At 59.2% G+C, this 25,048-nt stretch carries 24 protein-coding genes; 11 read left to right on the top strand and 13 right to left on the bottom strand.

What is annotated here, in order from left to right:
* The first annotated feature begins 380 nt into the window (after window positions 1-380).
* Window positions 381-2,108, top strand: coding sequence for a helicase HerA domain-containing protein (locus NW828_RS02375; RefSeq protein ID WP_414381152.1), 1,728 nt, complete (start codon window positions 381-383; stop codon window positions 2,106-2,108).
* Here the strand turns inward: NW828_RS02375 and NW828_RS02370 are convergent.
* Complete coding sequence (locus tag NW828_RS02370) at window positions 2,045-3,049, bottom strand: methyltransferase domain-containing protein (protein ID WP_414381150.1); 1,005 nt, start codon at window positions 3,047-3,049, stop codon at window positions 2,045-2,047. The two genes, NW828_RS02375 and NW828_RS02370, sit on opposite strands and share 64 nt — an antisense overlap.
* A 262-nt stretch (window positions 3,050-3,311) precedes the next feature.
* On the bottom strand, window positions 3,312-4,355 hold the full coding sequence (locus NW828_RS02365) for a glucokinase (RefSeq protein WP_414344654.1): 1,044 nt from the start codon (window positions 4,353-4,355) through the stop codon (window positions 3,312-3,314).
* A 152-nt stretch (window positions 4,356-4,507) separates the two neighbouring features.
* Between NW828_RS02365 and NW828_RS02360 the strand changes: the two genes are divergently transcribed.
* Window positions 4,508-5,254: a DUF3120 domain-containing protein gene (locus NW828_RS02360; protein WP_414329009.1), complete on the top strand. Its 747-nt coding sequence runs from the start codon at window positions 4,508-4,510 to the stop codon at window positions 5,252-5,254.
* A gap of 24 nt (window positions 5,255-5,278) precedes the next feature.
* Here the strand turns inward: NW828_RS02360 and NW828_RS02355 are convergent, their stop codons facing one another.
* The 4 genes from NW828_RS02355 to NW828_RS02340 all read right to left on the bottom strand — a co-directional run bounded on the left by NW828_RS02355 (window position 5,279) and on the right by NW828_RS02340 (window position 9,506).
* Window positions 5,279-5,875: a hypothetical protein gene (locus NW828_RS02355; RefSeq protein WP_414381148.1), complete on the bottom strand. Its 597-nt coding sequence runs from the start codon at window positions 5,873-5,875 to the stop codon at window positions 5,279-5,281.
* A 74-nt stretch (window positions 5,876-5,949) separates the two neighbouring features.
* Window positions 5,950-6,474 (bottom strand): acetolactate synthase small subunit, encoded by a 525-nt coding sequence (gene ilvN, locus NW828_RS02350; protein ID WP_414381146.1) that lies wholly within the window; start codon window positions 6,472-6,474, stop codon window positions 5,950-5,952.
* Between the two features lie 181 nt (window positions 6,475-6,655).
* Entirely contained in the window at window positions 6,656-9,169 is a 2,514-nt protein-coding gene (locus NW828_RS02345; protein ID WP_414381144.1) for a DUF3656 domain-containing U32 family peptidase, read from the bottom strand.
* A 145-nt stretch (window positions 9,170-9,314) separates the two neighbouring features.
* Window positions 9,315-9,506: a hypothetical protein gene (locus NW828_RS02340; RefSeq protein WP_011432601.1), complete on the bottom strand. Its 192-nt coding sequence runs from the start codon at window positions 9,504-9,506 to the stop codon at window positions 9,315-9,317.
* Between the two features lie 503 nt (window positions 9,507-10,009).
* Between NW828_RS02340 and NW828_RS02335 the strand changes: the two genes are divergently transcribed.
* The 3 genes from NW828_RS02335 to NW828_RS02325 all read left to right on the top strand — a co-directional run bounded on the left by NW828_RS02335 (window position 10,010) and on the right by NW828_RS02325 (window position 12,685).
* The gene (locus NW828_RS02335; protein WP_414381142.1) at window positions 10,010-10,858 is read left to right on the top strand and encodes a Tic22 family protein; all 849 of its coding nucleotides are present in this window, start codon (window positions 10,010-10,012) and stop codon (window positions 10,856-10,858) included.
* Between the two features lie 12 nt (window positions 10,859-10,870).
* Window positions 10,871-11,758, top strand: coding sequence for a peptide chain release factor N(5)-glutamine methyltransferase (gene prmC / locus NW828_RS02330; RefSeq protein ID WP_414381140.1), 888 nt, complete (start codon window positions 10,871-10,873; stop codon window positions 11,756-11,758).
* Window positions 11,759-11,914: 156 nt separating this feature from the next.
* Window positions 11,915-12,685, top strand: a complete 771-nt coding sequence (locus tag NW828_RS02325; RefSeq protein ID WP_414381139.1) for a sensor histidine kinase — start codon at window positions 11,915-11,917, stop codon at window positions 12,683-12,685.
* Window positions 12,686-12,709: 24 nt separating this feature from the next.
* Here NW828_RS02325 and NW828_RS02320 read toward each other — a convergent pair whose 3' ends face one another.
* Together NW828_RS02320 and psb27 are read right to left on the bottom strand one after the other, a co-directional pair.
* On the bottom strand, window positions 12,710-13,174 hold the full coding sequence (locus tag NW828_RS02320; RefSeq protein WP_414381162.1) for a YHS domain-containing (seleno)protein: 465 nt from the start codon (window positions 13,172-13,174) through the stop codon (window positions 12,710-12,712).
* Between the two features lie 223 nt (window positions 13,175-13,397).
* Window positions 13,398-13,799: a photosystem II protein Psb27 gene (psb27, locus tag NW828_RS02315; RefSeq protein ID WP_414357864.1), complete on the bottom strand. Its 402-nt coding sequence runs from the start codon at window positions 13,797-13,799 to the stop codon at window positions 13,398-13,400.
* A 65-nt stretch (window positions 13,800-13,864) separates the two neighbouring features.
* Between psb27 and NW828_RS02310 the strand changes: the two genes are divergently transcribed.
* Window positions 13,865-14,605, top strand: a complete 741-nt coding sequence (locus NW828_RS02310) for an NnrU family protein (RefSeq protein WP_414381137.1) — start codon at window positions 13,865-13,867, stop codon at window positions 14,603-14,605.
* Between the two features lie 34 nt (window positions 14,606-14,639).
* Window positions 14,640-15,032, top strand: coding sequence for a thioredoxin family protein (locus NW828_RS02305; protein ID WP_041437173.1), 393 nt, complete (start codon window positions 14,640-14,642; stop codon window positions 15,030-15,032).
* Here the strand turns inward: NW828_RS02305 and NW828_RS02300 are convergent.
* From NW828_RS02300 to NW828_RS02280, 5 genes are all read right to left on the bottom strand, one after another.
* Complete coding sequence (locus NW828_RS02300; protein WP_414381135.1) at window positions 14,969-16,564, bottom strand: hydantoinase B/oxoprolinase family protein; 1,596 nt, start codon at window positions 16,562-16,564, stop codon at window positions 14,969-14,971. The two genes, NW828_RS02305 and NW828_RS02300, sit on opposite strands and share 64 nt — an antisense overlap.
* A 5-nt stretch (window positions 16,565-16,569) precedes the next feature.
* On the bottom strand, window positions 16,570-16,878 hold the full coding sequence (locus tag NW828_RS02295) for a hypothetical protein (protein ID WP_414329349.1): 309 nt from the start codon (window positions 16,876-16,878) through the stop codon (window positions 16,570-16,572).
* A gap of 31 nt (window positions 16,879-16,909) precedes the next feature.
* Window positions 16,910-17,449: a PDZ domain-containing protein gene (locus NW828_RS02290; protein ID WP_238376905.1), complete on the bottom strand. Its 540-nt coding sequence runs from the start codon at window positions 17,447-17,449 to the stop codon at window positions 16,910-16,912.
* Between the two features lie 240 nt (window positions 17,450-17,689).
* Window positions 17,690-18,640: a prolyl aminopeptidase gene (gene pip, locus NW828_RS02285; RefSeq protein ID WP_414381133.1), complete on the bottom strand. Its 951-nt coding sequence runs from the start codon at window positions 18,638-18,640 to the stop codon at window positions 17,690-17,692.
* A gap of 27 nt (window positions 18,641-18,667) precedes the next feature.
* A complete protein-coding gene (locus NW828_RS02280; protein WP_414381131.1) occupies window positions 18,668-20,875 on the bottom strand; it encodes a glycoside hydrolase in 2,208 nt (735 codons plus the stop codon).
* Between the two features lie 167 nt (window positions 20,876-21,042).
* Between NW828_RS02280 and NW828_RS02275 the strand changes: the two genes are divergently transcribed.
* From NW828_RS02275 to NW828_RS02260, 4 genes are all read left to right on the top strand, one after another.
* Window positions 21,043-21,561: an HNH endonuclease gene (locus NW828_RS02275; protein ID WP_414331697.1), complete on the top strand. Its 519-nt coding sequence runs from the start codon at window positions 21,043-21,045 to the stop codon at window positions 21,559-21,561.
* A gap of 1,153 nt (window positions 21,562-22,714) precedes the next feature.
* Window positions 22,715-22,933 (top strand): hypothetical protein, encoded by a 219-nt coding sequence (locus NW828_RS02270; protein WP_414331694.1) that lies wholly within the window; start codon window positions 22,715-22,717, stop codon window positions 22,931-22,933.
* A gap of 43 nt (window positions 22,934-22,976) precedes the next feature.
* Window positions 22,977-24,257 (top strand): MDR family MFS transporter, encoded by a 1,281-nt coding sequence (locus NW828_RS02265; protein WP_414381129.1) that lies wholly within the window; start codon window positions 22,977-22,979, stop codon window positions 24,255-24,257.
* A 367-nt stretch (window positions 24,258-24,624) separates the two neighbouring features.
* Window positions 24,625-24,906: a YccF domain-containing protein gene (locus NW828_RS02260; RefSeq protein WP_414381160.1), complete on the top strand. Its 282-nt coding sequence runs from the start codon at window positions 24,625-24,627 to the stop codon at window positions 24,904-24,906.
* Window positions 24,907-25,048 lie beyond the last annotated feature (142 nt).

Genomic DNA, 25,048 nt, shown 5'->3' with positions numbered 1-25,048 from the left:
TGGCCAGGAACTTCTTGAGTTTTCTCTATCTCGTCAGTGCTCTCTTTTGGCTCAAATGAAAGATCAACACAACCTAGTTCAGCACTAAACCTATTGCTGTTCCCTTTGGAGCTACAAATTGGGGCATACTGAATATATATAATGTACACTGCATTCAGTCGAGACTAGAGTTCAGCTCAACCGCCCCCAAGCTCGCGGCGACTCCCCGAAGATTGCTTACATTCAGGCCCGCGGGCTGCCCCTGTCCCGTCTGGGCTTTTGGACGCCGGAGGAAGTGGAGATCGTCCGCACCTGGATTGTGCAGGATGGCGCCCCCCGCACCAGCGCCCGCTTACAGATGGGCAACTGAATAAGGCATCTGGAACCCAACCCCCACTGCCATGACCCCTCCTCAACCTTTGGCCACCGTGATTCAGGGATCCCTGAGTCGAGGGCTGGAAGCTCGCCTCAATCCCGGTGTCTCGGTAGAAGACTTGCGGGTGGGCAAATTCGTGGTGATCCAGGGGCAGCGCAACCGCTTCTTTGGCCTGCTTACTGACGTTACCCTAGAAACCAGCAACCCCCAAATTCTGGTCAATCCCCCCCGCCCGGAAGAGACCTTGCTGCAGGAGGTGCTGGCAGGTACCGGCACCTACGGCATTATTGCCCTCACCCCGATGCTGATGTTGGTGCCGCGGCAAACGGAAGGGGAAAGGCTGTATCCCCTGGTCAATCCCGAACGGCCAGAAGCGTTGGCAGCTCCCCTCGGCCAAGAACCCCCTTCCGCTGGCGCCATGGAGCTGCTGCCCGTGAAAACAGTGCCCGCCCATTTTTCGCAAGTGTATGAGGCACGGGAACTGGACTTTCGCACCGTCTTCGGCTGGGAAGACGACCCGGAGCGGCGCAACTTTGCTATCGGCCAGCCCCTCGACATGGCTGTGCCCATCTGTTTGGACTTGGATCGCTGGGTGGAGCGCAGCAACGGCATTTTCGGCAAATCGGGCACCGGCAAGTCCTTTCTAGCCCGCCTGATCCTGGCCGGCATCATCCGCAAACGGGCAGCGGTGAACTTGATCTTTGACATGCACTCCGAGTACGGCTGGGAGGCGGCCAGCGAAGACAAACACGCCAGCACCGTCAAGGGCTTGCGGCAGCTCTTTCCCGGTCAGGTACAGATCTATACCCTGGATCCCGATTCCACCCGGCGGCGAGGGGTGCGGGATGCGCAGGAGCTCTTCATCGCCTACAACCAAATCGAAGTGGAGGATCTGGCCCTGTTGGCAGATGAGCTGAACCTATCGGAAGCCAGCTTGGAAAATGCCATCATCCTGCGCAACGAGTTTGGCCGCGACTGGATCAGCCGCCTCTTGAGCCTTTCCAACGCCGAGATCCAAGAGTTTTGCGAACAGAAAATGGGCAACAAAGCCTCGATGATGGCCCTGCAGCGCAAGCTCACCCGCCTTGACAACCTCAAGTACATCCGCAGCACCCTGCCCCACAACTACATCGGCCAGATTTTGGATGCCCTCAGCCGCGGCATTCACGTGGTTATCGAGTTTGGATCCCAGTCCAACTTGCTCTCCTACATGTTGGCGGCCAACGTCATCACCCGCCGCATTCACCAGGCCTACGTGCACCAGACGGAGCGGTACTTGCAATCCAAAAATCCCCTCGACAAGCCCCGTCAACTATGCATCACCATTGAGGAGGCCCATCGCTTTTTGAATCCGCGGGCAGCCAAGCAGACCATTTTCGGCACCATTGCCCGCGAGATGCGCAAGTACTTTGTCACGCTGCTGGTGGTGGATCAGCGCCCTTCCCGCATCGACAGCGAGGTGATGTCGCAGTTGGGCACTCGCATTACGGCGCTGCTCAACGACGACCAAGATATCGAGGCGGTGTTCACAGGGGTGGCGGGTAGCCAGAACTTGAGAACGGTGTTGGCCAAGCTGGATTCCAAGCAACAGGCCCTCCTTCTCGGCCACGCTGTGCCCATGCCGGTGGTGGTGCAAACCCGCCCCTACGACCAGCGGTTCTACGCCGAGATCGCCGACCCCGACTGGTCTCAGGCTGAGGATGCGGAGGTGCTCCTGGCCGCCCAACAGGCTAAGTCCGAGCTGGGGCTGTGAGCACAAGCTGCCCGCACCGCTCGGAACATGCCAAAGCGACACAGCCCTGTGCCGAAAGCCAGCCGCATCAGCAAAAAGGTGGGTACCTCCCGCAAGGACTTCACCAAGCCGACCAAGCCAAACCTGAGAAAGCCCTCAGGGCGGACAACACCCTGCCAGATGGAATCCAGCCAAGAGGGAAGGGTCTCCTGAGTCCAGTCGGCGGTTTCTACCCGTCCCGCCACCAGGCCAGTAGCCTCCAACTGCTCGGCAAAGCCTTCGATGCTGGAGAAGGAAGGGTGTGACCATTGATCCAACAGTTGCCGCATCACCAGCCGCTCCCAAAAGTTCAGGGGCTTTTGCCGGTCGTCCCGCTGGTTCCAGTCCGCCACCACCAGGATTCCCCCTGGCTTCAACACCCGCAGCATCTCTTGGGCATAGCGGGCCTTGTCCGGCATGTGAGGCCCTGCCTCAATGGACCACACCACATCGAAGCTGGCATCGGGGAAGGGCAGGTCGAGGGCATCTGCCACCTGAAACTGGACAGGCAGATCAGGGGGGGTGAGCTCCTGTGCCCGCTTCACCTGCTGAGGGCTGATGGTGATGCCGGTAACGACAAAGCCGTAGTCACGGGCCAAGATGCGGCAGCTCCCACCAATGCCGCAGCCCACATCCAACACGGTTGTCCCTGCAGGCAGTCGATCCAACCCCCCCCAGCGCACCATCTCGTGGACAAAGTCGTGCTTGGCCTGCAGAAAATTTTTTCGTTGGGGAGGAGAGCCGTAGTGGCCTAGGTGAATGTGTTCGCCCCAGTAAAACTCTAGGATCCCATCCCGAGTCCACTCGTCGTAAGACTTGGCCACAGAGGCGGGAGACTCGTATTTGCGAGCAGTCAACAGATAGGCTGCCAAGCCCACGGCCAGCAGCACAGCTATGCCCAAAGCCCAAAAGATTGGATTCATCGGATCAACCATGAAGTTTCTATGAAGTCCCTCTGCGTGGTGGCAATCATTGTCGGTTGGATAGCGCAGCCCCAGGCGGAGTGCTTTCCGGTATGGGGCCAGCCAAGCAAAGGCGCAATCCCATCTTGACCCATCTGCTGGCTCAAGGAAGAAGTCTGGGATCCCGGCAAAGGGCAGCTGGGCGAGATTTTCCAGCACCCATTGGGATTGCTGCGATCGCCTGCTGGGCCGGGGCGGCAACCTCAGTAGCAGCGGCTGCTCCCTACCAAAGGTTGGCGGCGTAGCGAGCAGCTCCCCTCAGCCCCACCTGCGCATTCACCACCACCTGCACCGACAGTTGCTCCAGAAGAGGACGCATCCGCCCCTTATCCAAAAACGAGGACAAAAACTCCCCTTGATGCAGTAGGCGCAAGAGCTTGGGCGCGATCCCCCCAGCGATGAACAGGCCCCCGCGCGGCAATAGGTGTAGGGCAAAGTTCCCGACTGCAGCCCCGTACAGGCTGATGAAAAGCCGCAGACACTCCACCGCCAGAGGATCCCGTGCTTCCATGGCAGCATTGGCAATTTGGGCTGCCGGGTCAATATGCTTAGCTCCCTTTTCCCAAGCCTCAATTTGGGCCAGCAGCTGTTCTTCTCCTGAGCCCCACTGGCTATCCCGCAAAAATTGATAAATGGCAACGATCCCCTGCCCCGAGACCACCCGCTCGGTGGAGACACGTCCGTGCCGTTTTTGCAAATACCTCAAGAGCTCCCACTCCAGAGGAGTGCGCGGGGAAAAGTCCACGTGACCGCCCTCGCTGGCATGAACTTGGTAACCCCCTTCTCCCCAGGTAAGGTAAGCCTGCCCCAAACCCGTGCCTGCTCCCATCACGCCAATCGGAGCCCGCGGTTGACGCTCACCCACTTGCAAGGTGTCCAGATCCTGGTCGCCGAGGGCAAGCACGCCATACCCCACAGCGCTGAAGTCGTTGATCAAGGCTACGCGCGGGATCCCCAGCTCTGCGGCCAATTGGCTCGACTGCAGATCCCAGGGCAAGTTGGTCACTTTGGCAGTCTGTCCCTCAGACCCTGAGCCCCTTGTTTCCATGACGGGGCCGGCCACTGCAAAACAGGCGGCAGCAGGCTGTGGATCTCGCCCCAGCTCCCGCCGAGCCTGGGCCAGAAACTCTCCCACCATTGGGGCGAGGTTGGCGTAATCTTGGCTGGCATAGCGGCAGTGGTAAAGGCTGTGCTCGGGATCCTCGGCATTGACAAGGCTGAGGCTGGTTTTGGTGCCCCCGATGTCTCCTGCCAACAACAAGTCCATACAGTTTCCTCCGGCCAGCACCTCCTTCCCACCCTGACATCTCTGGAGAGAGAATGCCAGGCCCCCAAGGCTTCCCCGCTCCTGCTGGGGAGAAGAGGGAAGGGCAAAGAAGGTGCTATGTTAACTGATGTAAAGGTTTTTAATATTGCATTTTGTCTTCTACACCTTTTTTACCCCCTCTCCAAGATGAGCCTCTGCTGTCCTCTGAGCGTTTGGCCGGGCTGGATCCCCGCCCTCTCTCGGCTCAAAGGCGTTTTCGATCCCACCATGCCATTGGGGGAGTGGCAGCTCTGCTTGTGAGTCTGCCCGTTTTTGTGCAAGCGCCCCTGGTGCGGTATGCCCCTTGGGTCAGCTTGGTGATGTCTTTGGGCTGGCTGGGCCTTAGCTTGCATCTCTACTCCCAGCCCCGTACCCGCCTGTGGGGAGATTTGCTGTACGGCTTTACCCTGACTTGGCTGGCAGGATCCCTGTATTGGGGCTGGCTGCGCTTTGAGCCTCTTTGGCACATGCCCATGGAAGCCTTGGGGATCCCGATTGTCTGGTGGGGGACACGGCGACGGTTTGCCCGCATCGGTACCTGGTTTTATCTCGGCTCCCTGTGGGGTACGGCGGTTACAGATCTCTACATTCACTCGGTGGGGCTGCTGCCTGAGTGGCGGCAGGCGATGCAGTTTGACCGGTTGGAGCAGGCGGTTGTCCCCTTTAGGGCCGCTCTTGACAAAATGGCTACCCCCTGGGGCCTGGGTTGGGGCATCGGCTTGGGCCTTCTGTTGCTGGGTGTTGGATTGTGGAGAGTCCAGGGATCCCGCCGCTTGCACCATTGGGCATTTGCGGGAGCAGTGCTGAATACCCTGTTGGTGGATGGGCTATTTGGCTGGGGGGCAGCTCTGCTGCGGTGAGCTGGGATATCCCCAAACTCTGCTTCAGGCAGGAGTAGGAATAGGGCTGGGCTGGTTCAGGGCTTCATCGGACTCCGTCCTGCCAACGTCAACGGCAGCAGGCGCGGTTGCCGGCAGTGTAGGTTCTGGCTCGGCAGGAGACCACTCCGGTGCCGGTGCGGGCTGAGGCAGAAAGTCGATGACTGTCCAGGTCTTGGAATCCGGTGAGCTGTAGGCCAGCAGCCACCGTTCGGGCGCGGTTTCAACGCGGTCGGGCTCCTGATCCCGCGAGCGCTGGGTAGCAGCAGTTCGTGGCTTTTGGTGAGCCAGGGTGATCTGGAAGGGATCCCCTTTGCGGCGATAGGGGCGGCGGGATCCCGGCGGCTGCACGCTCAGGGTGTAGGTACCGCTGAGGTGATGGCCTTCCAGGGTTTCTCCTGAGACTAACAGCAAAGGTTCACGGCGATCTTGGCGGATTTTCACATCCTGCAATTCCAGATGTGCCGACAACCGGTCGCTGCCCACCAAGGATCCCACCGGCCCGGACAAATGAGCGATCTGATAGGCGAGGGCCTGCTGCACAATCGGTTTTGGCGGCCTGGGGCCACAGCCGACCAGCAGCCCCACCAGCACAATAGCCACAAGGCTAATCGTGCCCCGCAGAACCGATCCCCTACAACTCCACCCCAGTTTTGGCATCGCTTCCCCTGAGGCCATCAGACGGTAACTAAGGTGGGGTGGTGCTTCAGGTATTCCGTATTCACGCCGGACTCGCGGGTGAGAGCCACCAGGCCGGTACGGGCGATCTCACGGATGCCAAAGCTGGTCAACATCTTGATGATGGCCACCATTTTGCCGGGATCCCCGGTTACCTCGAGAGTCAAAGACTCCTCTGCCACATCCACAATCCGGGCGCGAAACATTTGGGCCACATCCATAATGGCGGAGCGGGTATCGGGGCTGGCATTGACCTTGACCAGCATCAGCTCCCGTTCCACGCAGGGAACATGGGTGATATCGGTAACTTTCAGCACGTCGATGAGCTTGTAGAGCTGCTTCGTCATCTGCTCCACATCGTGTTCATCTCCCTGCACCACCATGGTGATGCGAGAGATCCCCGGTCGTTCGGTGGGGCCAACGGTGAGGCTGTCGATGTTAAAGCCGCGACGGGCAAACATCCCCGCAATGCGGGTTAAAACGCCAGGCTGATCCTGCACGAGGGCGCTGAGGGTGTGTTTCACGGCAACCAGAGGATAAAGAAAAAGCTGAGCAGCAGTTGGGGAAGTGGGCAGAATGGACTTGGAACAGCCATACTCTAAGGAAATTTTACGCCAATTTTGCGGGAATGTTTTCCATATCCTCTGCTCAGGGCGTGGCTGCGCATCCAGCCTCGACAGCCCCAGGGTAGAAGCAACGCAGCCGTTAACTCTCCAAAGACCCGCGCGTAACCCCCAATTGGCTGTGTAGCTTCAGCTCCTGCCACAGTTGGGATCCGCTGAGTTGACCTTGTAGGAGTTGCTGATAGCGGTGCAGGGTTTGTTGGATCTCGGCGGGGGATTCATGCAAAAATTCGATGCGCAAATAGCGCAGGCCCAAGGCCAATAATTTCGGCACATATTCTGCCCCCGTTTGGGCCTTGCCGTTGTAGAGGGTATTCCGACAGCCGGCATCGGCCTTCAAAATGTGCTCGACATTGGCCCTGTCCCTCAGCTTCACCTCGTGTTTTTCACATGGGCGACCACAATTGGTGTAATCCGTTCCGCTGGATAAAAAGGCGCAAAAGACGCAGTGCTCCATGTGGAACAGGGGCATATGTTGATGAAGGGTAACCTCATACCTATGGGCGGGGCCGGCTTGCAGCAGGGATCCCAGTTGCTCGTGGTTGAGGTCATAGGAAGCCGTCAGGCGCTCCAGGTTGTAACGGGTTTTGAGATAGTGGGCCGTGATGGGATTGGCCACATTCAAGGAAAAATCCCCAATGCAGCGCTGACCGGCAAAAAAACGGAGATGGTCGTAATTTCTCACCAAGTAGCCATCGGCTCCGCCGACCAACACTTGCTTTAGGATCCAGGTTTCTCCTGGCTTGGTGATGCGGGGCGGAGCGACCCACAGTTCCACCTCGGGATGGGCGGCTTTGGTTGTGCGGATCACCTCCCGATAGCGGCGGGGATCCTCAAACTCCAGATAGATCTGCCTAATACCGCTGGCTATCGCCGCCAGCAGTTGCGCCGGATCCCGCACCAACACCACCAACTGCGGGGATCCCCTTTCGGGCTCCTCCTGAGAAGGCACCAGATCTTGCCAGCGAGCTTCGGGATTGAGTTGCCAGCGCGGGGGCTGAGCTCGCAGAGCTTGTAGGCGTTCCACCGCTTGTCGGCGCATCTGGTTGAGCAGGCTCACCGGCAGCATTACCTCCCCCTGCAAGGCATTGTGCAGGGATCCCAACTTGAAGGGAGTGGAGCCCAAACGGCCCAGTTGCTGTCGCAGTTTTTCGGTGGTGAGGGGTTGGCGGTGGGCAGCTTCCAGGGGCAGCGGCGAATCCACCTGCACCGTATGGCCTTGCTCATCCCGCAGGATCAGCATCAGCGGGGATCCCACTTGGCCGTGAACCTCCATGTGGACAGGCCGCTGAAAGCGGGGGTGATCCCCGGCGTAGCTTTGGCGCAGGCGCTTTTCCAGTTCCGGGTCGCTGGTCTTCCAGAGGCGATCCCCCACCCGCAGACGTTTGAGGTCAATGGCCCCCTCTCCAAAGCTGAGCCAGGCCAGCCCCTGCTTCTCTTGCACCCGGTAAACTCGCCCCCCCTGCTCCGGCAACTCCGGCTGCCCCTGGTCAAACACCACGCCGTCCCCAGCTTTGAGGGGTGCCTCCAGCCGGATCCCCACCTGATCCTGTTGGATCCCCACCACTTGCCCCAGGTAAACCCCCCGTTTCTTGCCAAACCGCGCGTGCACCAGCTCCTGGTTGTTGATGCCCCGCAGCCAGCCTGTGTAGAGCCCACGAGAAAAGCTCATCTCCAGCTCGTAGCGTTCCTGTTGCGAGGGCTGCCACGGCTGTCCCACCCCCAGCGCATCCAAGGCCTGCCGATACACCCGCGTTACATTGGCTACATATTCTGGGGATTTCAGCCGGCCCTCAATTTTCAGACAGCGGATCCCCAGCTTCACCAGCTCCGGTAGCACCTCCAGCCCGGCCAAATCTTGAGGGCTGAGCAGATACCGCCTCTCCCCCAAGTCGCGGCGGATCCCGTCTACCACCAGCTCATAGGGCATGCGGCAGGCTTGGGCACATTCCCCCCGATTGGCCGAACGCCCCCCCAGCGCCTCGCTGGTCAGACATTGCCCCGAGTAGGCCACGCACAACGCCCCATGCACAAAGACCTCCAGAGATAGGGAGGATCCCTTCTCTTGCAGATAGGCCTGGATCTGGGCGATTTCCTGGAGGGAACATTCCCGCGCCAGCACCACCACCTCACAGCCCAGCTCAGCGGCAAACTCCGCTCCCACTCCACTGGTGATGGTCATTTGCGTGGAAGCATGGATGGGGAAATCGGGGGAAAGATGCCGGATCAGGCGGGCGATGCCAATATCCTGCACAATCACCGCATCCACCCCCGCCGCAATCATCGAGCGGATGTATCCCTCGGCTTCCGTCAGCTCCCTTGGAAAAACCAGAGTATTCAAAGTAACATAGCCCCGTACCCCCCGCCGGTGCAGCCAGGCCATCAGTTCCGGCAAATCCGCTTCCGTAAAGTTGCGGGCACGCATCCGGGCGTTGAAGCGCTCCAGCCCAAAGTAAATGGCATCGGCCCCGTTTTCCACTGCCGCCTTGGCACACTCCCAATCCCCCGCCGGGGCCAGCAGCAGGGGCAACTTGGTGGTCAGAGGCGGCGCCTCAAAGTGATCCGTTTCCGCGAAATCTATCCCAGCAGCTTTCATCGGAAGACAGCCCCACAAAGAGAACAAGGGATCCTTTCCCATTCAAAATCAAAAAACCTGAGAGCAGGATCCCCTTGTCTCAGGTCAAGCTGCCTCTGCCGGCGGCCTCTTAACAAAAAACTCGTTCCGTCCGCAAAGGGTCTAGCTAAGAAGCCACCAGCACATTCAGGATCCCGGTGAGGACGGCGCTGAACAAAGCCAACGTTAGGTAGCGGCCAACAGCCGGGTTGTCACCCAGCAGCCGATCGGAAGCGCTGATGGTGAAAAACAAAGACCAGGCCTGAGTAGCGTTGATGGTCTCAAATTGGTTGAATTCAGCGGTGAAGATCTTAGCCATGACTCAATGCTCCCTACAGCTGTGGGTTCGCACCCCTACCTTAACAAAAGTTAACAGCAGCTGCCACGTTTGCGCGGCTACATCAGGACACCGCCGAACAAGGCTGGAATAGGCAGCGTTTTATGGGAGAGCTGGGTACACAACCCTCGGAGGGATCTGCATCTAGCGTGGATCAGTTGTATGCGACTCCGTATATAGTATTGGGTGATGCGGGATCCCCACCCAAAATAGGGGCTTTGCCCCTCGACAGAGGTCGAGCAGATGTTCTAACCTTGGCTTCTAGGGTGGCCCAAGAGCGCTCTTCAAGATAGGTGTGCCGGGGTGTTGTCAGCGATGGCCAACCGGGATCCTAAGGCTGAGAGTGTGCCGCATCGCTAGCCTAAGCCCTGTTGAGCGGGTTTAATCTAGGCAGCTTTTGATTTGCCCCAGGCTGTTGGTTAGTACTTAGGAAGCTGACCCCATAGCAACCAGAACAAGGCGCGATGCCGGGAGTTGAGATGAGAATGACGCGTTGTAATGTAGTATCGCCTGTGCGCTCCCTCTGCCGCTGTGCAGCTCAGGTGGGCGGCGTAGCCGGGATCCTGATCGGAACAGCTTGGGGGGGTTTGGCTGTGACTCCTGTTTGGGCTCAGGAGAATGCCCTACTGGCTCAGGCAGCCGCAGGCCCCATGAGCCGGCAAGAGGTGGCGGAGCGGCTAAATCTGGTGCCTGTTTTTGCCATTGTGTCTCAGAACGGCACCCCCGTTGTCGCCAATGTGGAGCGAGATGGCCGCACCATCCAAGTGGTTTCCTTGTGGCTGGATCAGGCCCAGGCCCAACAAATGTTGGAGCAGGTGAAAGCCAGCAACCCCGAGATAGCCAGTCAAGCCCGGGTGGTGCCTCTCTCGCTGGGGTATGCCTACGAAAAATCGGAAGAGGAGCGCGCCAAGAATAGTGACCTGTATTTTGAGGTGGTGCCTCGGGCTTCTGATGTGGAAGCAGCCAAGCAGGTGCTGAAGGAAACCGGTCAAGATGTGCCTGCAGAAGCGATTGGTGTGCCTCTGTTCTATGGCCGCTCCGGAGAGGGGCTGCTGACCATCGAGCAGGATGGCCATGAGGTGGTGCCCTTCTTCTTCGACCGCAACGATTTGCGGAGAGCTTTGGATCGGGCGGCGGCGCAGAACCCGGATGTGGTTGGGAAAACCCAGATTGAAGTGACCTCGCTGGCCATTGTGGTAGAGCGTATGCTGGCCCCCGACGCGCAGGCCGATGTGCAGAAAATTGCCTTTATCCCCTCTCGCTCGGCGCTGGAGTATATCCAATCCCTGGCCCGGCCTGCCAATCCTTCTGCAAGTCCCCAGCCTCAGCGTTAACCTAAGCCCCTGATGGGATCCCCGTCTGCTCTGGTGAAGCGGTTAACAGAGTGGCGTGCCCAAGCCCTGAGGGCGGCAAAAGCGGCTGGGATCCCTGCCGAGGAAGTGGAGATTTTGCTCAGGGAACGGCTGGGGTGGGGGCCATTGGAGCGGTTGATGGGTCGCGCTCCGGCTGGGGAGGGGGATCCCCTGGAGGAGGTGCAGGCCCTTTGGCGGCAAAGGGTGGAAGAGCGCATCCCCCTACAGTACCTGTTGGGCAAAGTTGAGTGGGCGGGCTTGAGCTTGCGGGTGACGCCGGCGGTGCTGATCCCACGCCCGGAGACCGAGCTGCTGGTGGAGCAGGCTTCCCTTTGGCTACAGGCCAATCCTCTGCCGCCGGGATCCTGTTTTGCCGACCTGGGTACAGGCAGCGGGGCGATTGCCATTGCGTTGGCCCATCAGCACCCCCAGTTGCGGCTTCTGGCCGTGGATTCTAGCCCAGAGGCCTTGGCTATTGCAGCAGACAATGTGGCAGCCCACCATCTGCAGGAGCGGGTGAAGTTGCTGCTGGGATCCTGGTTTGTGCCCTTGGATCCCTGGCGGGGGCAGCTGCGCGGCCTGGTTTCCAACCCTCCCTACATTCCCTCTGCTGAGCTGGCCTCGCTCATGCCAGAGGTGCGACTGCACGAGCCACGACAGGCTCTGGATGGCGGAGAAGATGGCCTAGCCCACTTGCGGCTGTTGATTCAAGCAGCACCGGATTACTTGGCCCCGAACTCCTTTTGGGCGGTGGAAGTGATGCGAGGCCAAGCCCCTTGGGTGGCGGAGCAGTTGCAAGCTAGAGGCTGCTATCGGCAGATCCAAGTTCACCGAGATCTGGCCGGGGTTGAACGGGTGGTCAGCGCCCACTTCGTCGGATAGAAAAGGGTAGGATCCCATAAGACAGGGTATTGCCGCAGCCCGATTGCCTCAGCGGGACGTAGTCCTCGCTGTCCAAAACTCAAAGATCCAAACCCAAGGATCTGAACCTCGACGGGATCCCCCGTCTTTCCTTCGGAGCACCTCTTGAGGAAACCCTTGCCTGCAGCCAAACCCGATCCACTCCCCCAGCAGGCTGCCTCTGCCGACAAGCAAGAGGCTGTGGATTGGCAATTTGCTTTTGAACGCTCTGAGGTGATGCGAGCCTTTCAACAAGAGTTGCTCGTCAGCATCGGCCATGAGCTGCGCAATCCCCTCAGCAGCCAGATGGGCTCCCTGCAGTTGGTGCTGTCAGCTCTGTGTGATTCCCCCGAAGAGGAGCGGGAATACCTGCAAAGTGCCAAAGAAGCGGTGGAGCGCCTGATCAAGCTGCTTGAGGAATACACCCGCCTGGCTCGCCATGACCTGCCCATCCAACCTCTGCGACCGGAACCGACCCGACTACGCCCCCTCCTGCAGGATGTGTACAGCCTAACTCGCCTACAGGCCCAGGATCAGGGCATTCGCTACGAATGGCCGGCCCTACAACCCACCTCGGCCTTTGAGGTGCCCCTTCTCCCCGATAGCCTCACCGTTTGGGCGGATCCCCACGGCTTGGTGCAGGCGCTGCTGGGAGTGTGTCGCTGGGGCATCCGCACCCTACGCTACGGTTCGATGGCTTTGCACCCCTATCCCACCGCAGAAGAAGAGGGGCGACTGTGCCTGCGGTGGAACCTTGAGGGGCGATGCCATGTGCCCATTCAAACAGAGGGCTGTGCCGTCTGGCGGGTAAGCGAGCGGCTCCTGAGAGAAATGGGAGGCCAGCTGGAACTCTGCGAAAGCGGCCCCTACCGAGTTGGCATCAAGGTGACTCTGCGCCTCGCCCATTGAACCCCAGGCCAGAGGGACTTGGGCCTATCGGCTTCTCAAAGCTGGCCAGTTGGCATCTGCCCTCTTGATCAAGCCGGGGATGTCGCGCTCCCAGTTGCGCTGTACCCGCCGGTTGGCGTTCAGGTACAGCTTGTCATCAACAATTTTCCAGGCAAAGGGATCCACCGGGTAAAGGTAGTTGTGGGCCACGGCCCAGGCACAAAACCCGCCGTACTGGGGGGCAAAGCGCTCTGGGTCGTTGCGAAACCGCTCCCGATTCTCGGCGCTGGCAAACCTCCAGGTCACCCCTCCCCACTCCCATTCATACTCTGGGGATCCCTTGACCGGCTTGCCGTCGATGAAATAAGCCACCGGGTCATAGCCCCGCAGGGCCAGGCCGTCCGTTGCAAAAAAGGGGCCCGGGGATCCTTCCTCGACAGCCCCAACGACCTGTCCTTGGGCTGGGCGAGACAGGAGCCAAGCTGGGTGAGAAGCAACAGCCCCAACCATCAGCAGCAGTGGGATCAAAGCCCAACGATTTTTGACCATCACAACCTCCCAAGTCCTCAATCGAAAATCGAAATGAGCAAGAAAGCCTTACTCTTCCCCTTCAGGTTCCAAAAGACATCTGACAAAAGACATCTGAGGAGATGCTGGCTTCCGGGGACTGGGAACAGTTTGGCCACAGCGAGGAGATTTGCCTGTGATTTGGATCTCGGAGATCTAAAAAAGCTCAACCTTCTCGGCGCAAGGCCAATTCCGCCCGATCCAGTTGCATCAGCACCCGCTCCACCTTTTCGGGGTTGAGAGGTCGACTGGAAGTGCGGTACTGGGAGGCCAGCGTATTAAACACCGTGCGCAAAGTGGTAAAAGACTGCAGCTTGTCGTAGCGATGGCCGTGGTAGCGCCCAGAAAACTCCTGGATGGCCTGCATGGCTTCCGCTCGCGCCTCCTCTGGGTTCATCAGGGGATCCCCTTCGGAAAGGACGGTGCGCAGGGTTTGGATCAAGGTCATGCTGTCTTCGTAATACTTGCCGGTGAGACGGGCAGCCTGAGCAACTGAACTCCCTGATCCCAGCAAAAGGGCTACAGACAGGAGCAGGCTGACAAGACGCCGAAAAAAAGTTTTGAGCATGGGGAACCTAATGTAACTTATTTTTAAGCATAAGCCACAGCAACACCAGAGGAGTCATCCAAAAGATGCTGTTCACGCCCTTCAGCGACTTTCTGCAGAAGCTGGGCCAGTACGGATCCCATTGGACAATGCTGGCCCTAATCTTGGGATTTGCCTGTGCTCACAGCGGACTGGCCTACTTGCGGCCTTGGGGGGAAAGCTGGCTGGGATCCCGTCTGTACCGCATCTTCTTTGCTCTGGTGAGCCTCAGTTTGGCACCACTGTTGCTGATCTATTTTTTTAACCATCGCTACGACGGGGTGATTCTCTGGGATCTCCAAGCCGTCCCAGGCATCCGCACCACCGTTGCTCTTTTGTCTGCCCTCTCTTTTTTCTTTTTGTATCCGGCCACCTTCAACTTGCTGGAGATCGCCGCCATTCGCAAGCCGGAGATCCACCTGTTTGAGACCGGGATCATCCGCATCACCCGTCATCCGCAAATGGTGGGCCAGGTGATCTGGTGTGTGGCCCATTCCCTGTGGATTGGCTCCAGCTTTATGGTGGTGACCTCGCTTGGGCTCATTGCCTACCACCTGTTTGCCGTTTGGCATGGGGATCACCGCCTGGAGCGGGAATACGGGCAGGCCTTCCGCGATCTCAAGGCGCGCACCTCCGTGATCCCCGGCTTGGCCATTCTGCAGAAGCGACAGCAACTGCGCCCCCAAGAGTTTTTTCGCTGGGCCTATCTGGGGGTATTCAGCTTTGTATTGATTCTTTATGCTTTCCATCCCCAAATGGTTTCTGCAGCCAGCCAAGTTGCCTGGTAGCATGATCCCAAAGAACTTCTTTAGTTTGGGAGTGATGGCCTTGCAAGTTGCTTTAGATGCTTTTAATCAAGAACTTTTGACAAGTGATGGGTTGGTTTTGGTGGATTTCGGCGCCCCTTGGTGTGGCCTGTGTCGCTTCATTCAGCCGATTACCGACCGTCTCGTAGCCGAGTGGGGAGGGGCGGTCAAAGTACTGCGGGTGAATGTAGACGACAATTTTTGGCTGCCGCGCCGCTATCGGGTGCGCTCTTTGCCGACCTTAATTTTGTTTGAGAAGGGTCAAGAAGTGCAAAGGCTGGAGCACTTCGCCAGCCGCGATGAGGTGCTTCGCCGCTGCGAGCAGTTGTTTCTTGACCACCTGCGCTACCTGGGTTCGGGAGCCTGCTCATCCTCGTTTGAGCCCCAAGCCCCGCCGCCCGGCGTGTAGAGGGTGATTACGTCGCCGGCTTTTAGGGAGCGGCTGATTTTGCCAGGCAAGGGATCCCCGTTGAGGAGGTTGATCCCCACTTGGCCTGGCCCGCCTCCCTGTTCTCCTTGGGGGGCATAGTGGCGCCGCTCGGTGAGCAGGGAGAGGGTGCAATCCTGCAAAGTCTGGATGGAGCGGATTAGCCCCCAGCCGCCCCGCTGTTGGCCATGGCCGCCGGAATCCTGGCGTAGCTCGTAGCGCAGTACCCGCAGGGGATACTCCAGCTCCAGAGCCTCGATGGGGGTGTTGAGGGTATTGCTCATGCCCACATGCACTCCGTCCAAACCCGGTCGTTGCCGGCTGGCCCCCTGACCACCTCCCAGGGTTTCGTAGTAGGTGAAGTGGCGGTTGCCCAGCACACAGTTGTTCATGGTGCCCTGTCCCTGGGCGATGCTCCGCAATCCGGCCACGGGAGCCAGAGCTTTGAACACCACATCGGCAATGCGCTGCGAGGTTTCCACATTGCCCGCCACCACTGCTGCTGGAAACTGGGCATTCACCAAGCAGCCGGGCGGCGCCACGATCTCGATGGGATCCTCCAAGCCGACATTGCTGGGGGCCGTGGGATCCAACAGACAACGCAGGGCAAACAACACTGCCGAGCGGGTGACGGCCAGGGGCGCGTTCAGGTTTCCCGCCATGGCCGGAGCAGTGCCGGTGAAGTCCACCCGCAGCTTCTCGCCCTCTACTTCCACCTGCACCCGGATCTCGATGGGTTCGGGCGGATCCCCGTAGCCCTCCAACCAATCCTCAGCCGTGTAGATCCCATCGGGCAGAGCCTGAATTTGCGCCCGCATCCGCCGGCGGCTGTACTCGATGACCCCTGCGATCAACTGCCAAGCTTCCTCTTCTCCAAAGCGGGCCAGCAGCTCCCGAAACCGGCTCATCCCCACTGCGCTGGCCCCCACCTGGGCCTGCAGATCCCCCCGCCGCTGCTCGGCATTGCGCACATTGGCCAGGATTAGGCGCAGCAGATCCTCCTGCCAGTACAACTCTCCTTCTAGAGAGAGCCCAGCCAGCCGTACCGGCGGGATCACCAGCCCCTCTTGCCAAAGTTCTGTGGAGTCGGCGGGCATGGAGCCAGGGCGCATCCCTCCAATATCAGCGTGATGAGCACGGTTCACAGCATAGGCGCAAATCCGGTCGGGATCCCTCCAGCCGGGAATGGCCGCGACCACCGTAACGTCCGGCAGATGGGATCCCCCCTGGTAGGGATCGTTAAGGACAAACACATCTCCGGGTCGCGGGTTGGCTGCCACCACCGCTCGCACCGCCTGCGAAAGGGCGCCCAAATGCACCGGGATGTGAGCTGCCTGGGCAATGCAAGCCCCTTGCGCGTCAAACAGAGCTGTGGAGCAATCCCGCCGTTCCTTGATGTTGGCCGAGTATGAACCGCGGATGAGGCGGGCTCCCATCTCTTCGGCAATCCCCGCCAGAGCGTTGGCCATGACCTGCAACCGGATGGGATTGGAGACAGGATAGTTGCTATCCATATCCCTCAAAGCCTACGCCCCAGCCAAACGGCCACCCTGCGGATCCCTTGCCAGAACTGCAAACGACGTTGCCAGCGGGCAAGGGTATGGCGATTCTCGCGCAGACGATCCCGCAGACGCAGCAACTCAGCGGGAGTGGGAGCCAAGGCCTGTTGAGCTGCTTCTCGCCAATCGGCCATGGCCTGCTCTGTGACCCCAAGAGCCGAGCGCAGCTTCAAAATGACAGGAATGAGAGCAACCAGGGCCAAAAACAGCAAGCCGTTGAGGCCGCAAACTGCCCAGACAGCCCATCCCGAACTCCAATTGGCATTCACAGAGAGCTCCGGGTAGGGATCCCGACAAGGCTCACTGCTGCTGCAGCATCAAGGGGCGCAACACCCGGCCATCCCCCACCACAACCACCGTTGACAGCACCTGCTCACCACGGCGGAAGGTAATCGGCACCGATTGGCCTACCGGGGTATTTTGGATGATCTGCTGCACATGTTGCACGGAGGTGACCCGCTGCCCATCCACTCCAATCAAAATATCGCCCTGGGCCAGACCGGCTCGTTGAGCAGGACCATCCTGGAGCAAGCCGACCACCTGCACCCCCTGAACTCGAAGTGCGGGGCCGAACAGACGACGGCTGATGGCACTCTGGGCTTGCTCGCCGTTCACCGTTTCAATGGCAACTCCAATGAAGCCGTTGCCGACAGCATAGGAGGCAGGCGACCACTGAACCCCGAAGCTGTTGGCGTCGCTGCTGACCTGAACCGTGGAGCCGTGGTGGTTGTAAGCTTCACCCCCAACCGAGTCGCAGGGGTAGGCCACAACTGCATCTGCCAGCAAGAAGGAGATGGGCAGGGCTAGGGCAAGCTTGAACAGATGGGTTGGTTTCTGCATGGTTCGACCCTGGAAACGGTGAAGTAGAAATGAGCTTGAATCCGCGAAGCACTTGGGTGGATGCACCAGCCAGGTGTGGGCAGCTTGCACCGCCCCTCCCTCAGTGATAAACCCAAAATCGCCAACTGTCGATAGGCTTGGCCGTGCTTCTGGGCTGGATCCCAAGGTTTTGCCGGCCTTCCTGTAGCAATTCTTCAAGGTCTTGGGATCCCTGGCAGCACTGGGTCGGCTCGGCGGGGCTCACAAACCAGCAAAGCGATCGGTGGCTTCCAGGAGGGCGGTGCGGATTCCGGGCTCGGTGATGGAATGGCCAGCATCGGGGATCATCCGAAACTCTGCTTCTGGCCAAGCCTGATGCAGCTCCCAAGCAGAGATGGGCGGGCACACCACGTCGTAGCGCCCCTGGACGATCACCGCCGGCAGATGCCGCAGCCGTCCCACCCCCCTGAGGAGCTGATCCTCCGGATCCAAAAAACCGCCGTGGACAAAGTAATGGCACTCAATGCGGGCAAAGGCCTCGGCAAACTCTCCCCGACCAAAGCGCTCGATGAGCTCTGGGCTGGGGATCAACTTGCTGGTGCTGGCCTCCCAGACGGACCAGGCGCGAGCTGCCCTCAGCCGTACCTGGGGATCTGGGTCGTTTAGGCGGCGGTGGTAGGCTGCCAGCAGGTCATCCCGCTCTTCGGGAGGGATCGGCTCCAGGTAATGTTCCCAAGCGTCGGGGAAAAAGTAGCTGGCTCCCGACTGGTAAAACCAGCGGAGCTCAAAAGGGCGCAAGAGAAAAATGCCCCGCAAGATAAACCCCAGGCAGGATTGGGGGTGGGTTTGCCCGTAGGCCAGGGCAAGGGCACTGCCCCAGCTGCCCCCGAACACAAACCAGCGATCAATGCCCAGATGCTGGCGCAACTTCTCGATATCTGCCACCAGATCCCAGGTGGTGTTCTCCCGCAGCTCGGCATAGGGGCGACTTTTCCCGCAGCCCCGCTGATCGAACAGCACCACCCGCCAGCGGCTGGGATCGAAATACTGCCGGTAGATGGGATCGATCCCGCCTCCAGGCCCCCCGTGCAAAAACACCACCGGCTTGCCTGCCGGGTTGCCGCACTGCTCGTAGTACAGGGTGTGGAGGGAGGAAACCGCCAGAAAGCCTTGATCGTAGGGCTCGATGGGGGGATAGAGATCGCGCGACATAACTTGAAGCTCTGCTGGTCATCACTCTCAGGGTCTGCGCAGGGCAATGGTGGCCTTGGGCGGGATCCCTTCCTGAAAGGTCTCGCCATCCGCGGCCAGGATGACAAATTGCAGCTCCTGCCCCGGCTGGGCGCCCAAATTGGTCCAGGGGATGGCCACCTCCAAACAGGCATCCACCACCGCCTTCACTTGATGGCCGATGGCGTGCCAGGTGTGGTACTCCCCTGCTTGCAAGAGCTGAGCTTGCACCTCCGCCGGATGCTGGCCGGTGCCGGGAGGCGGCAGTGACAACCGCAACAGGTGGCGGTAGTGGTAGTTGAGAGGGGCTTCTGCCGGCAACCCCTGCAGGGGAATGGGGCTGTTGACGGTGACACGGTTGGGGTAGAACCACAGCACCAGCAATTGCTTGGGCCGCTGCACCACCGAGTTAAAATCCAGCCGCAGATAGAGGTTGAAGTGATCAAACCCGTACCAGAGGCGGCGAACGGCGCTGTTGCGGTGCATGGTGCCTCGGGCCGCTCCAATCTCCACCCGCCCCGCTTGGCTCCACTCCCGTTCTGCCGGACGACCGTTGATGGCCGGGTGGATAAACCCCTGCGGCAGGCGATCCCCTAGGCCGTCATGATCCTCCAGGGGAAATTGCAGCACGGTCGGCACCGCCTCTCCCAAAGCAGTGTAGAGCGCCTGCAGGTGCTCCCGAAACAACTGGTCGAAAACGGCATCATGGGCGGAGGAGTGGCCTGCCCCAAACCACCAGAACCAATCGGATCCCTCGGCGGCCCAGAGGGCTTCCCAGGCTTGGGGATTGGCGCGGGGATGATCCTGAATCACCTGGCGGGCCTGAGCCAAGAGCTCCCAAGCGCGGTTTTTCACCGGATCCCCAATCCAGGTGGTGAAATCTGCCTCGATCCAGGAGCCGCTGTGAAGTTGCTCTGCCGGCAAAAACTCGGTGGGCGGAAACTGATCCAGAAACTCCGAAACGGTCACCAGCCGCAGGGAGGAGTGCTGGCTGAGGCGGGTATAGAGGTTTTCCAAGAAGGGCCGGCCATCTTGGGGGTAGTACTCCCAGCAGTTTTCCCCATCCAGAGCGATGGTCACCAGCCAGGGCTGCTCCTGGGGCAGGCGGTTGCGGATGCTCTCCAGATGGCCAATGAGATCTTTGGCGGCAGCATCGGCGGGCATGGCGCTGTAGCTGAAGCCGATCAAATCCGAAAGGCGGTGATCCCGAAAGACGATGGCCAGATCCCCCCGCTCGGTTTCCAGGCGGTAGGGGCGGTAGAGCTTCTCCGGCTCCAGAATGTGGCCCTGCCCATCGCGATGAAAAGGCTGGCCCAGGCTCCACCCCAAAACCCCTTCGTCGGAGATGATCCACTCAAAGCCCTGTTCTTGCACAATCGGCACAATGGCAGGGCTTACGGATTGCTCGGAAGGCCACAGGCCCCGCGGATCCCGGCCAAAGCGCTCCCGATAGATCTGCTTAGCCCGCTCCAGTTGGCTGTGGACATCCTGCTCCCAGTGAAAGGGGTAGCGAGGCAAAGGTAACCCTGGCCGAGCCACCCGCGCCGAGCGCTCGCTCACCAACAGGGGCAAGATGGGGTGGGTATAGGGGCTGGTGGTCAGTTCCAGTTGGCCGCTGCTCTGCAGTTTGGCGTGCTGGGGCAGGATAGCGCCGAGGATCTGTTGTTGCTTGGCGTAGATCCGCTGCCGATCCGCCAGGGTAAAACCGGATCCCATTTTGATCCAGCCCTCAATCTCAGGATCCTCCTGAAAGAGAGGATCAAACCAAGACAGGTTGTGCCAGGCCAGCAGATCGCTGAAGTCCTGCGGAGTCCAGTACTGCAGACACCAGTTCACCCCCTGAGATTCCCGTTGGTTGTAGAGCTGCCGATAGCGGGGATAGGGCTCGATCATGGTGGGGTAGTGGCTGTCGAAGAAGCGCTCGACCACAAAGCGCAGTTGATCGGGGCTGAGCTTTTCGACAGGGGATAAGGTCAGTTCCAGGTAAGGATCAAAAGCCGAGCCGGCTACGTACTCTTCGATTTGCACAATCAGGGAGGGCACCAAGTTGACCGTTTGGTGCAGGCGGGGATAGCGCTCCAACAGCAACACCAAGTCCAGGTAATCTTTGATCCCGTGTAGGCGCACCCAAGGCATGCGATATTTACCCGCCACCGGACTTTTGTAGAGGGGTTGGTGTTGGTGCCAAACCAGGGCAACGTGCAGCGGGTAAGTCATGGGCGGTACGGGATCCAACCATCACCCGGATACTAGCCCATCTGTCTGGCTGGCGATCGTAAGAAACTCTTGAATGTCTGAGCGCTGCCGGTGTCGATGGCGGTGGGGAAAAGCTTGCCATTCGGCAGATTCCTCAGGAGAATGGCGGCAAATGGAAGAGCTGAGCCATGACTGCCGCTACCCACCTTCTGGAACAGTCGATCGTTGTCTTTTCCCAAAACTATTTGCCCATTAGCCGGGTCAATATCAAGCGGGCAATCGTACTGCTGCTAACAGGCAAAGCAGAGCCGCTCTCGATGATGCATGTGCCGGTGTGGAAGGTGCGCTCCCCCAGCCAGGTCATTGAAGTGCCCGAACATATTCGCCTGACCATCAAGGGCAAAGAGCGCGCTTGGCGCGTGCCCCCTGTGAATCGGCGGGAGGTTTTGCGGCGGGATCACCACACCTGCCAGTATTGTGGCAGCACCCACAATCTGACCTTGGATCATGTCGTGCCCCTCTCCAAAGGGGGATCCCACAGTTGGGACAATGTGGTGACGGCTTGCGAACGCTGCAATCAACGCAAGGGCAACCGCACCCCTGAAGAAGCCAACATGCCCCTGCGCAGCAAACCCCGTGCCCCTCTCCACCCGACGGTGGCTTTTGCGGAGCAGTTCTGGCGCGAACACCAAAGTCGGCAAGAGTGACATCCTCCCGGCGCTCATCCTATGGACAGAGCGCGGGCCACCCTTCCCGTCAGCAGGACGGAGTCCTTACCTCGCGGTCGGGCATTCCTGCTCCACGCCACTTGTCTGGGTCTACAACCCCCGACAGAACAACTGGACAGGCGGTTCCCCTTCCCCAGCCTCCCCCCTAGGCACTGCCAGCTCGCAAAACAACCTCTAATCCACCCAGCACAGTTCCCAAGGCTGAGGCTGAGTCCCGATGCACCCGGTACCGGCATTCAGAGCACTGAGGCCCCCCGACAGCCCAGCTGTTGCTAACCATCCCCCAGCACTTGCAACCGATTTGGCCGCTTCCTTTGGGGTCAACCTTGGCAAAGTCCACCCCACCCTTCCAGCAAACCCACTCCAGAAGGCAGAGAATCTATCCCCAGGCAGCCTCGACGCAATCCTTGGGCAACATCCCCCTTGCCCAGCCCTTGGCCTTGAGGTCTTCCACAAAGATCTTCCACAAAGAAAAGATAGAGAGGGTCTGCCCTCGGTCTCAACGCCAATGGGCCCTCTGGAAATGAAACTCTTGGCAACCATTGGCAATGCCCTGCTGCATCCTGGCAACCTGCAGTGGTGCTCTCTTCCAGTGGCAAGACCCCTGCTGTTTTCTCGCCCCCCTGGGTTGCAGCCTTCTCAGCTGGCCTTGCAGGGCTTTGAAGCCCTTGGGCCGTTCCCAAAAGCGCCCTCTGAAGTCGTCAGGAATTGCTCCAAAACCAGGTCAATCCCCGTCGTCCGCCCGTGAGCTGGTTTGTTGGGAGGCATCTGGATAAGCCCAGTACTTGTAGGTTACCGCCAGCATAAGTAGGCTTTACTACAGATTTCGCTCAGGGGTATGGCGGGGATCCATGTATCCCAGTGCTCACCCTGCGGCTAGAGCATGGGACCTATTGCCCTCGCACCCCCGTTAGTTAAATAGTTAAAATTGTTGGTACTAGAACTGTAAGGCACAGCTTCTTCTAGCTTTGTCCAGGTTTGCGGCTGAGCTACAGGTGCTCTGTTGTGGGCAAAGGGAACTTGCGCCTCGGCTGCAGCAAGCAAGATGGGGGTTGGCTTCCTGCTCAGCAGGTTTTGGGAAAGGTTGAAGGTTGTAAGTTGGCTCAGAAGAGGACTGGGTGTTTTGGGGCAGATGAAAAGTAGCTTAGTGCAGCTCGATTATCGAGTTTATAAGTTGGCGCGGCTGTTGAGCGAATATTTGGAGTTGGGGAAATGGGTTGCCCTGTCTGCTGGCTCGCTGGGTGAAGAGCCTTCTGGCAACGAACATCAAGCCTGGCTGCACAAATTTTCAGTTTACTTGTCAGAGCAGGCTCCTTGCCCTGGCCTCAAGGATCGGGATCCCGTAGGCTAGGTAGGCCCTCCCCTGCTGCACTCAACATCCTGCTGCACTCAACATGTGGATCCCTTCTTGGTGGCCGAAGCTCAGTTTTCAGGTTTGGCTGATCTTTATCGGTCGGCTGCTTTCCCAAACTGGAACCGGCTTTACCTTGTTTTATGCCAGTCTCTTTTTTGTGAATCAGGTGGGGCTGACCGCCACCCAAGTGGGCCTGGGGCTAGGCATTATGGCTTTTGCCGGGGTGTTTGGCCGCATCCTGGGCGGCTCGATGGCCGATGGAGCTTGGGGGCGCCGTTCCACTTTGATCCTCTCTCTGGCTATTTCCAGCTTGGGGTCGTTTGGGTTTGCGCTCTCCTATGACTTCTGGAGTTTTGCCCTGGCCAATATGGCTGCAGGCTTGGGGCAGGGGTTGTACTGGCCGCCTGCGGAAGCGATTGTAGCAGATCTAACCACTCGTGAGCAGCGCAACGAAGCCTACGCCCTCAACCGTCTGGGGGATAACCTGGGCCTCAGCCTTGGGGTGGCTATGGCCAGCACGCTGGTGGCTCTGACGGGGGCCTATCGGCTCTTGTTTGTAATCGACGGTGTCACTTTTCTAATCTTTCTGGCAGTACTTTGGTTTTTTATCCGGGAAACTCGGGCGACTTGTCCGGCAGCAGAGCCTGTGTTGGCAGGTTGGAAAACCGCCCTTAGAGATCGCTCCCTTTTGGTGTTTGGCCTGTCGAATATCCTGTTCACCACCTATGTGGCCCAGCTCAGCAGCAGCATGCCCCTTTACTTCCGCAATGGGGTAGGGATCCCAGAGGTGCAAATCGGCATTTTGTTTGCCTTGCATGGGGCCTTGATCGCTCTGCTGCAGATGCCGGTGGCCCGTTGGTTGAATCGCCGGACGCGCATCCAAGGGTTGCAGGGATCCGCCCTGATGTGGGGGGTGGGATTTCTTTTGGTTTGGCTTAGCGGTCTGGCGGCGGAATTGGGGGCTCCGGCCCCGGCGGTGGCAGTCTTGGCGCTGGCGGTGCTCTCTTTGGCGTTGGTGAGCTACAACCCCTCTGCCTCTGCTTTGGTGGCGGATTTGGCGCCGGATCACTTGCGGGGGGTGTATCTGTCGGTCAACTCCCTCTGCTGGGCGGCGGGGTTTGCTCTTGGCCCAATGATTGGGGGGATGGCCTTGGACTTGCCGCAACCGTGGGCAAGCGGGTTGTGGATCTTTTGGGTGATCACCGTCAGTTGGGTTTGGGGGATCCTCCGCTTTCTGAACCGCATTCTGCCCTGCAAGGTGAATAGGGCCGCAGTGCCTCCGGTGATGGAGCCCGCTCCCCTCGGTGACGCAGAACGCTAGAGCCCAGGAAAGAAGCAGATTTTGGGATCCCAGTCTTGGCCAACAGCTGGTTAGAGTATGGATGTCGAACAGGAAGGCTAGTTCTGCTCTTGTACCCTGCAATTTCTAGCTGACAGGTTTGGGCTACATCTTAGAGGACTGAGCCTTTGCGTAAACTACCCGACACCAACCGCTAGGCGGTACGGAGCGGGCTTTTAGTAGCCCTGCAGTTAGCAAGCCAACCACGAGCCTCTGGGGTGGTTTACAGCACCCCCAATCGACCGTTACCAGTGCCCTAAACAGCCGTTTCTGGTGTCCGCAGTATTATTATAGCATTCCTCCCGACACCGACCCTACGGGTACAGTGCGGGGCTCCTGCAATTTCTAGCTGACAATCATCGGCATTCCCTTTGGCTGGCAGAGCATCAAACTGGGGTTTGCAGTGCTTGCCCCCTTCGGAAAGGAAGTGGTGGAGTATCCCGATGCCAACAGCCCGCTGCTGCTGATCTTTAACGTCATCTGGCTATTGCTGTTTGGCTGGCCGTTGGTGCTTAACCATCTCTTCTGGGCTGTGATTCTGGCAATCACCATTGTTGGGATCCCCTTTGCCAAACAACACATGAAGTTAATTATTTTGTCGTTGTTGCCCTTTGGCCGAGATCTGCGCTGAGAAAGTGGGTGAACCTAGATTGTGGGTTTATTGAGGGGTACGGCCAAACTGGTTATTAGGCATTTCTCACTTGGGATGCAGGAGAGTTTTCTGTCGGGTTGTCAGGATTTGGGGTTGCCAATTGCCAAGGCTGCTCTCGGAG

It is taken from the genome of Synechococcus sp. W55.2, assembly GCF_047461635.1.
Lineage (GTDB): Bacteria > Cyanobacteriota > Cyanobacteriia > Thermostichales > Thermostichaceae > Thermostichus.
The sequence above is the reverse complement of the archived record's forward strand: the minus strand, read 5'-3'. Positions and strand labels throughout refer to the sequence as shown.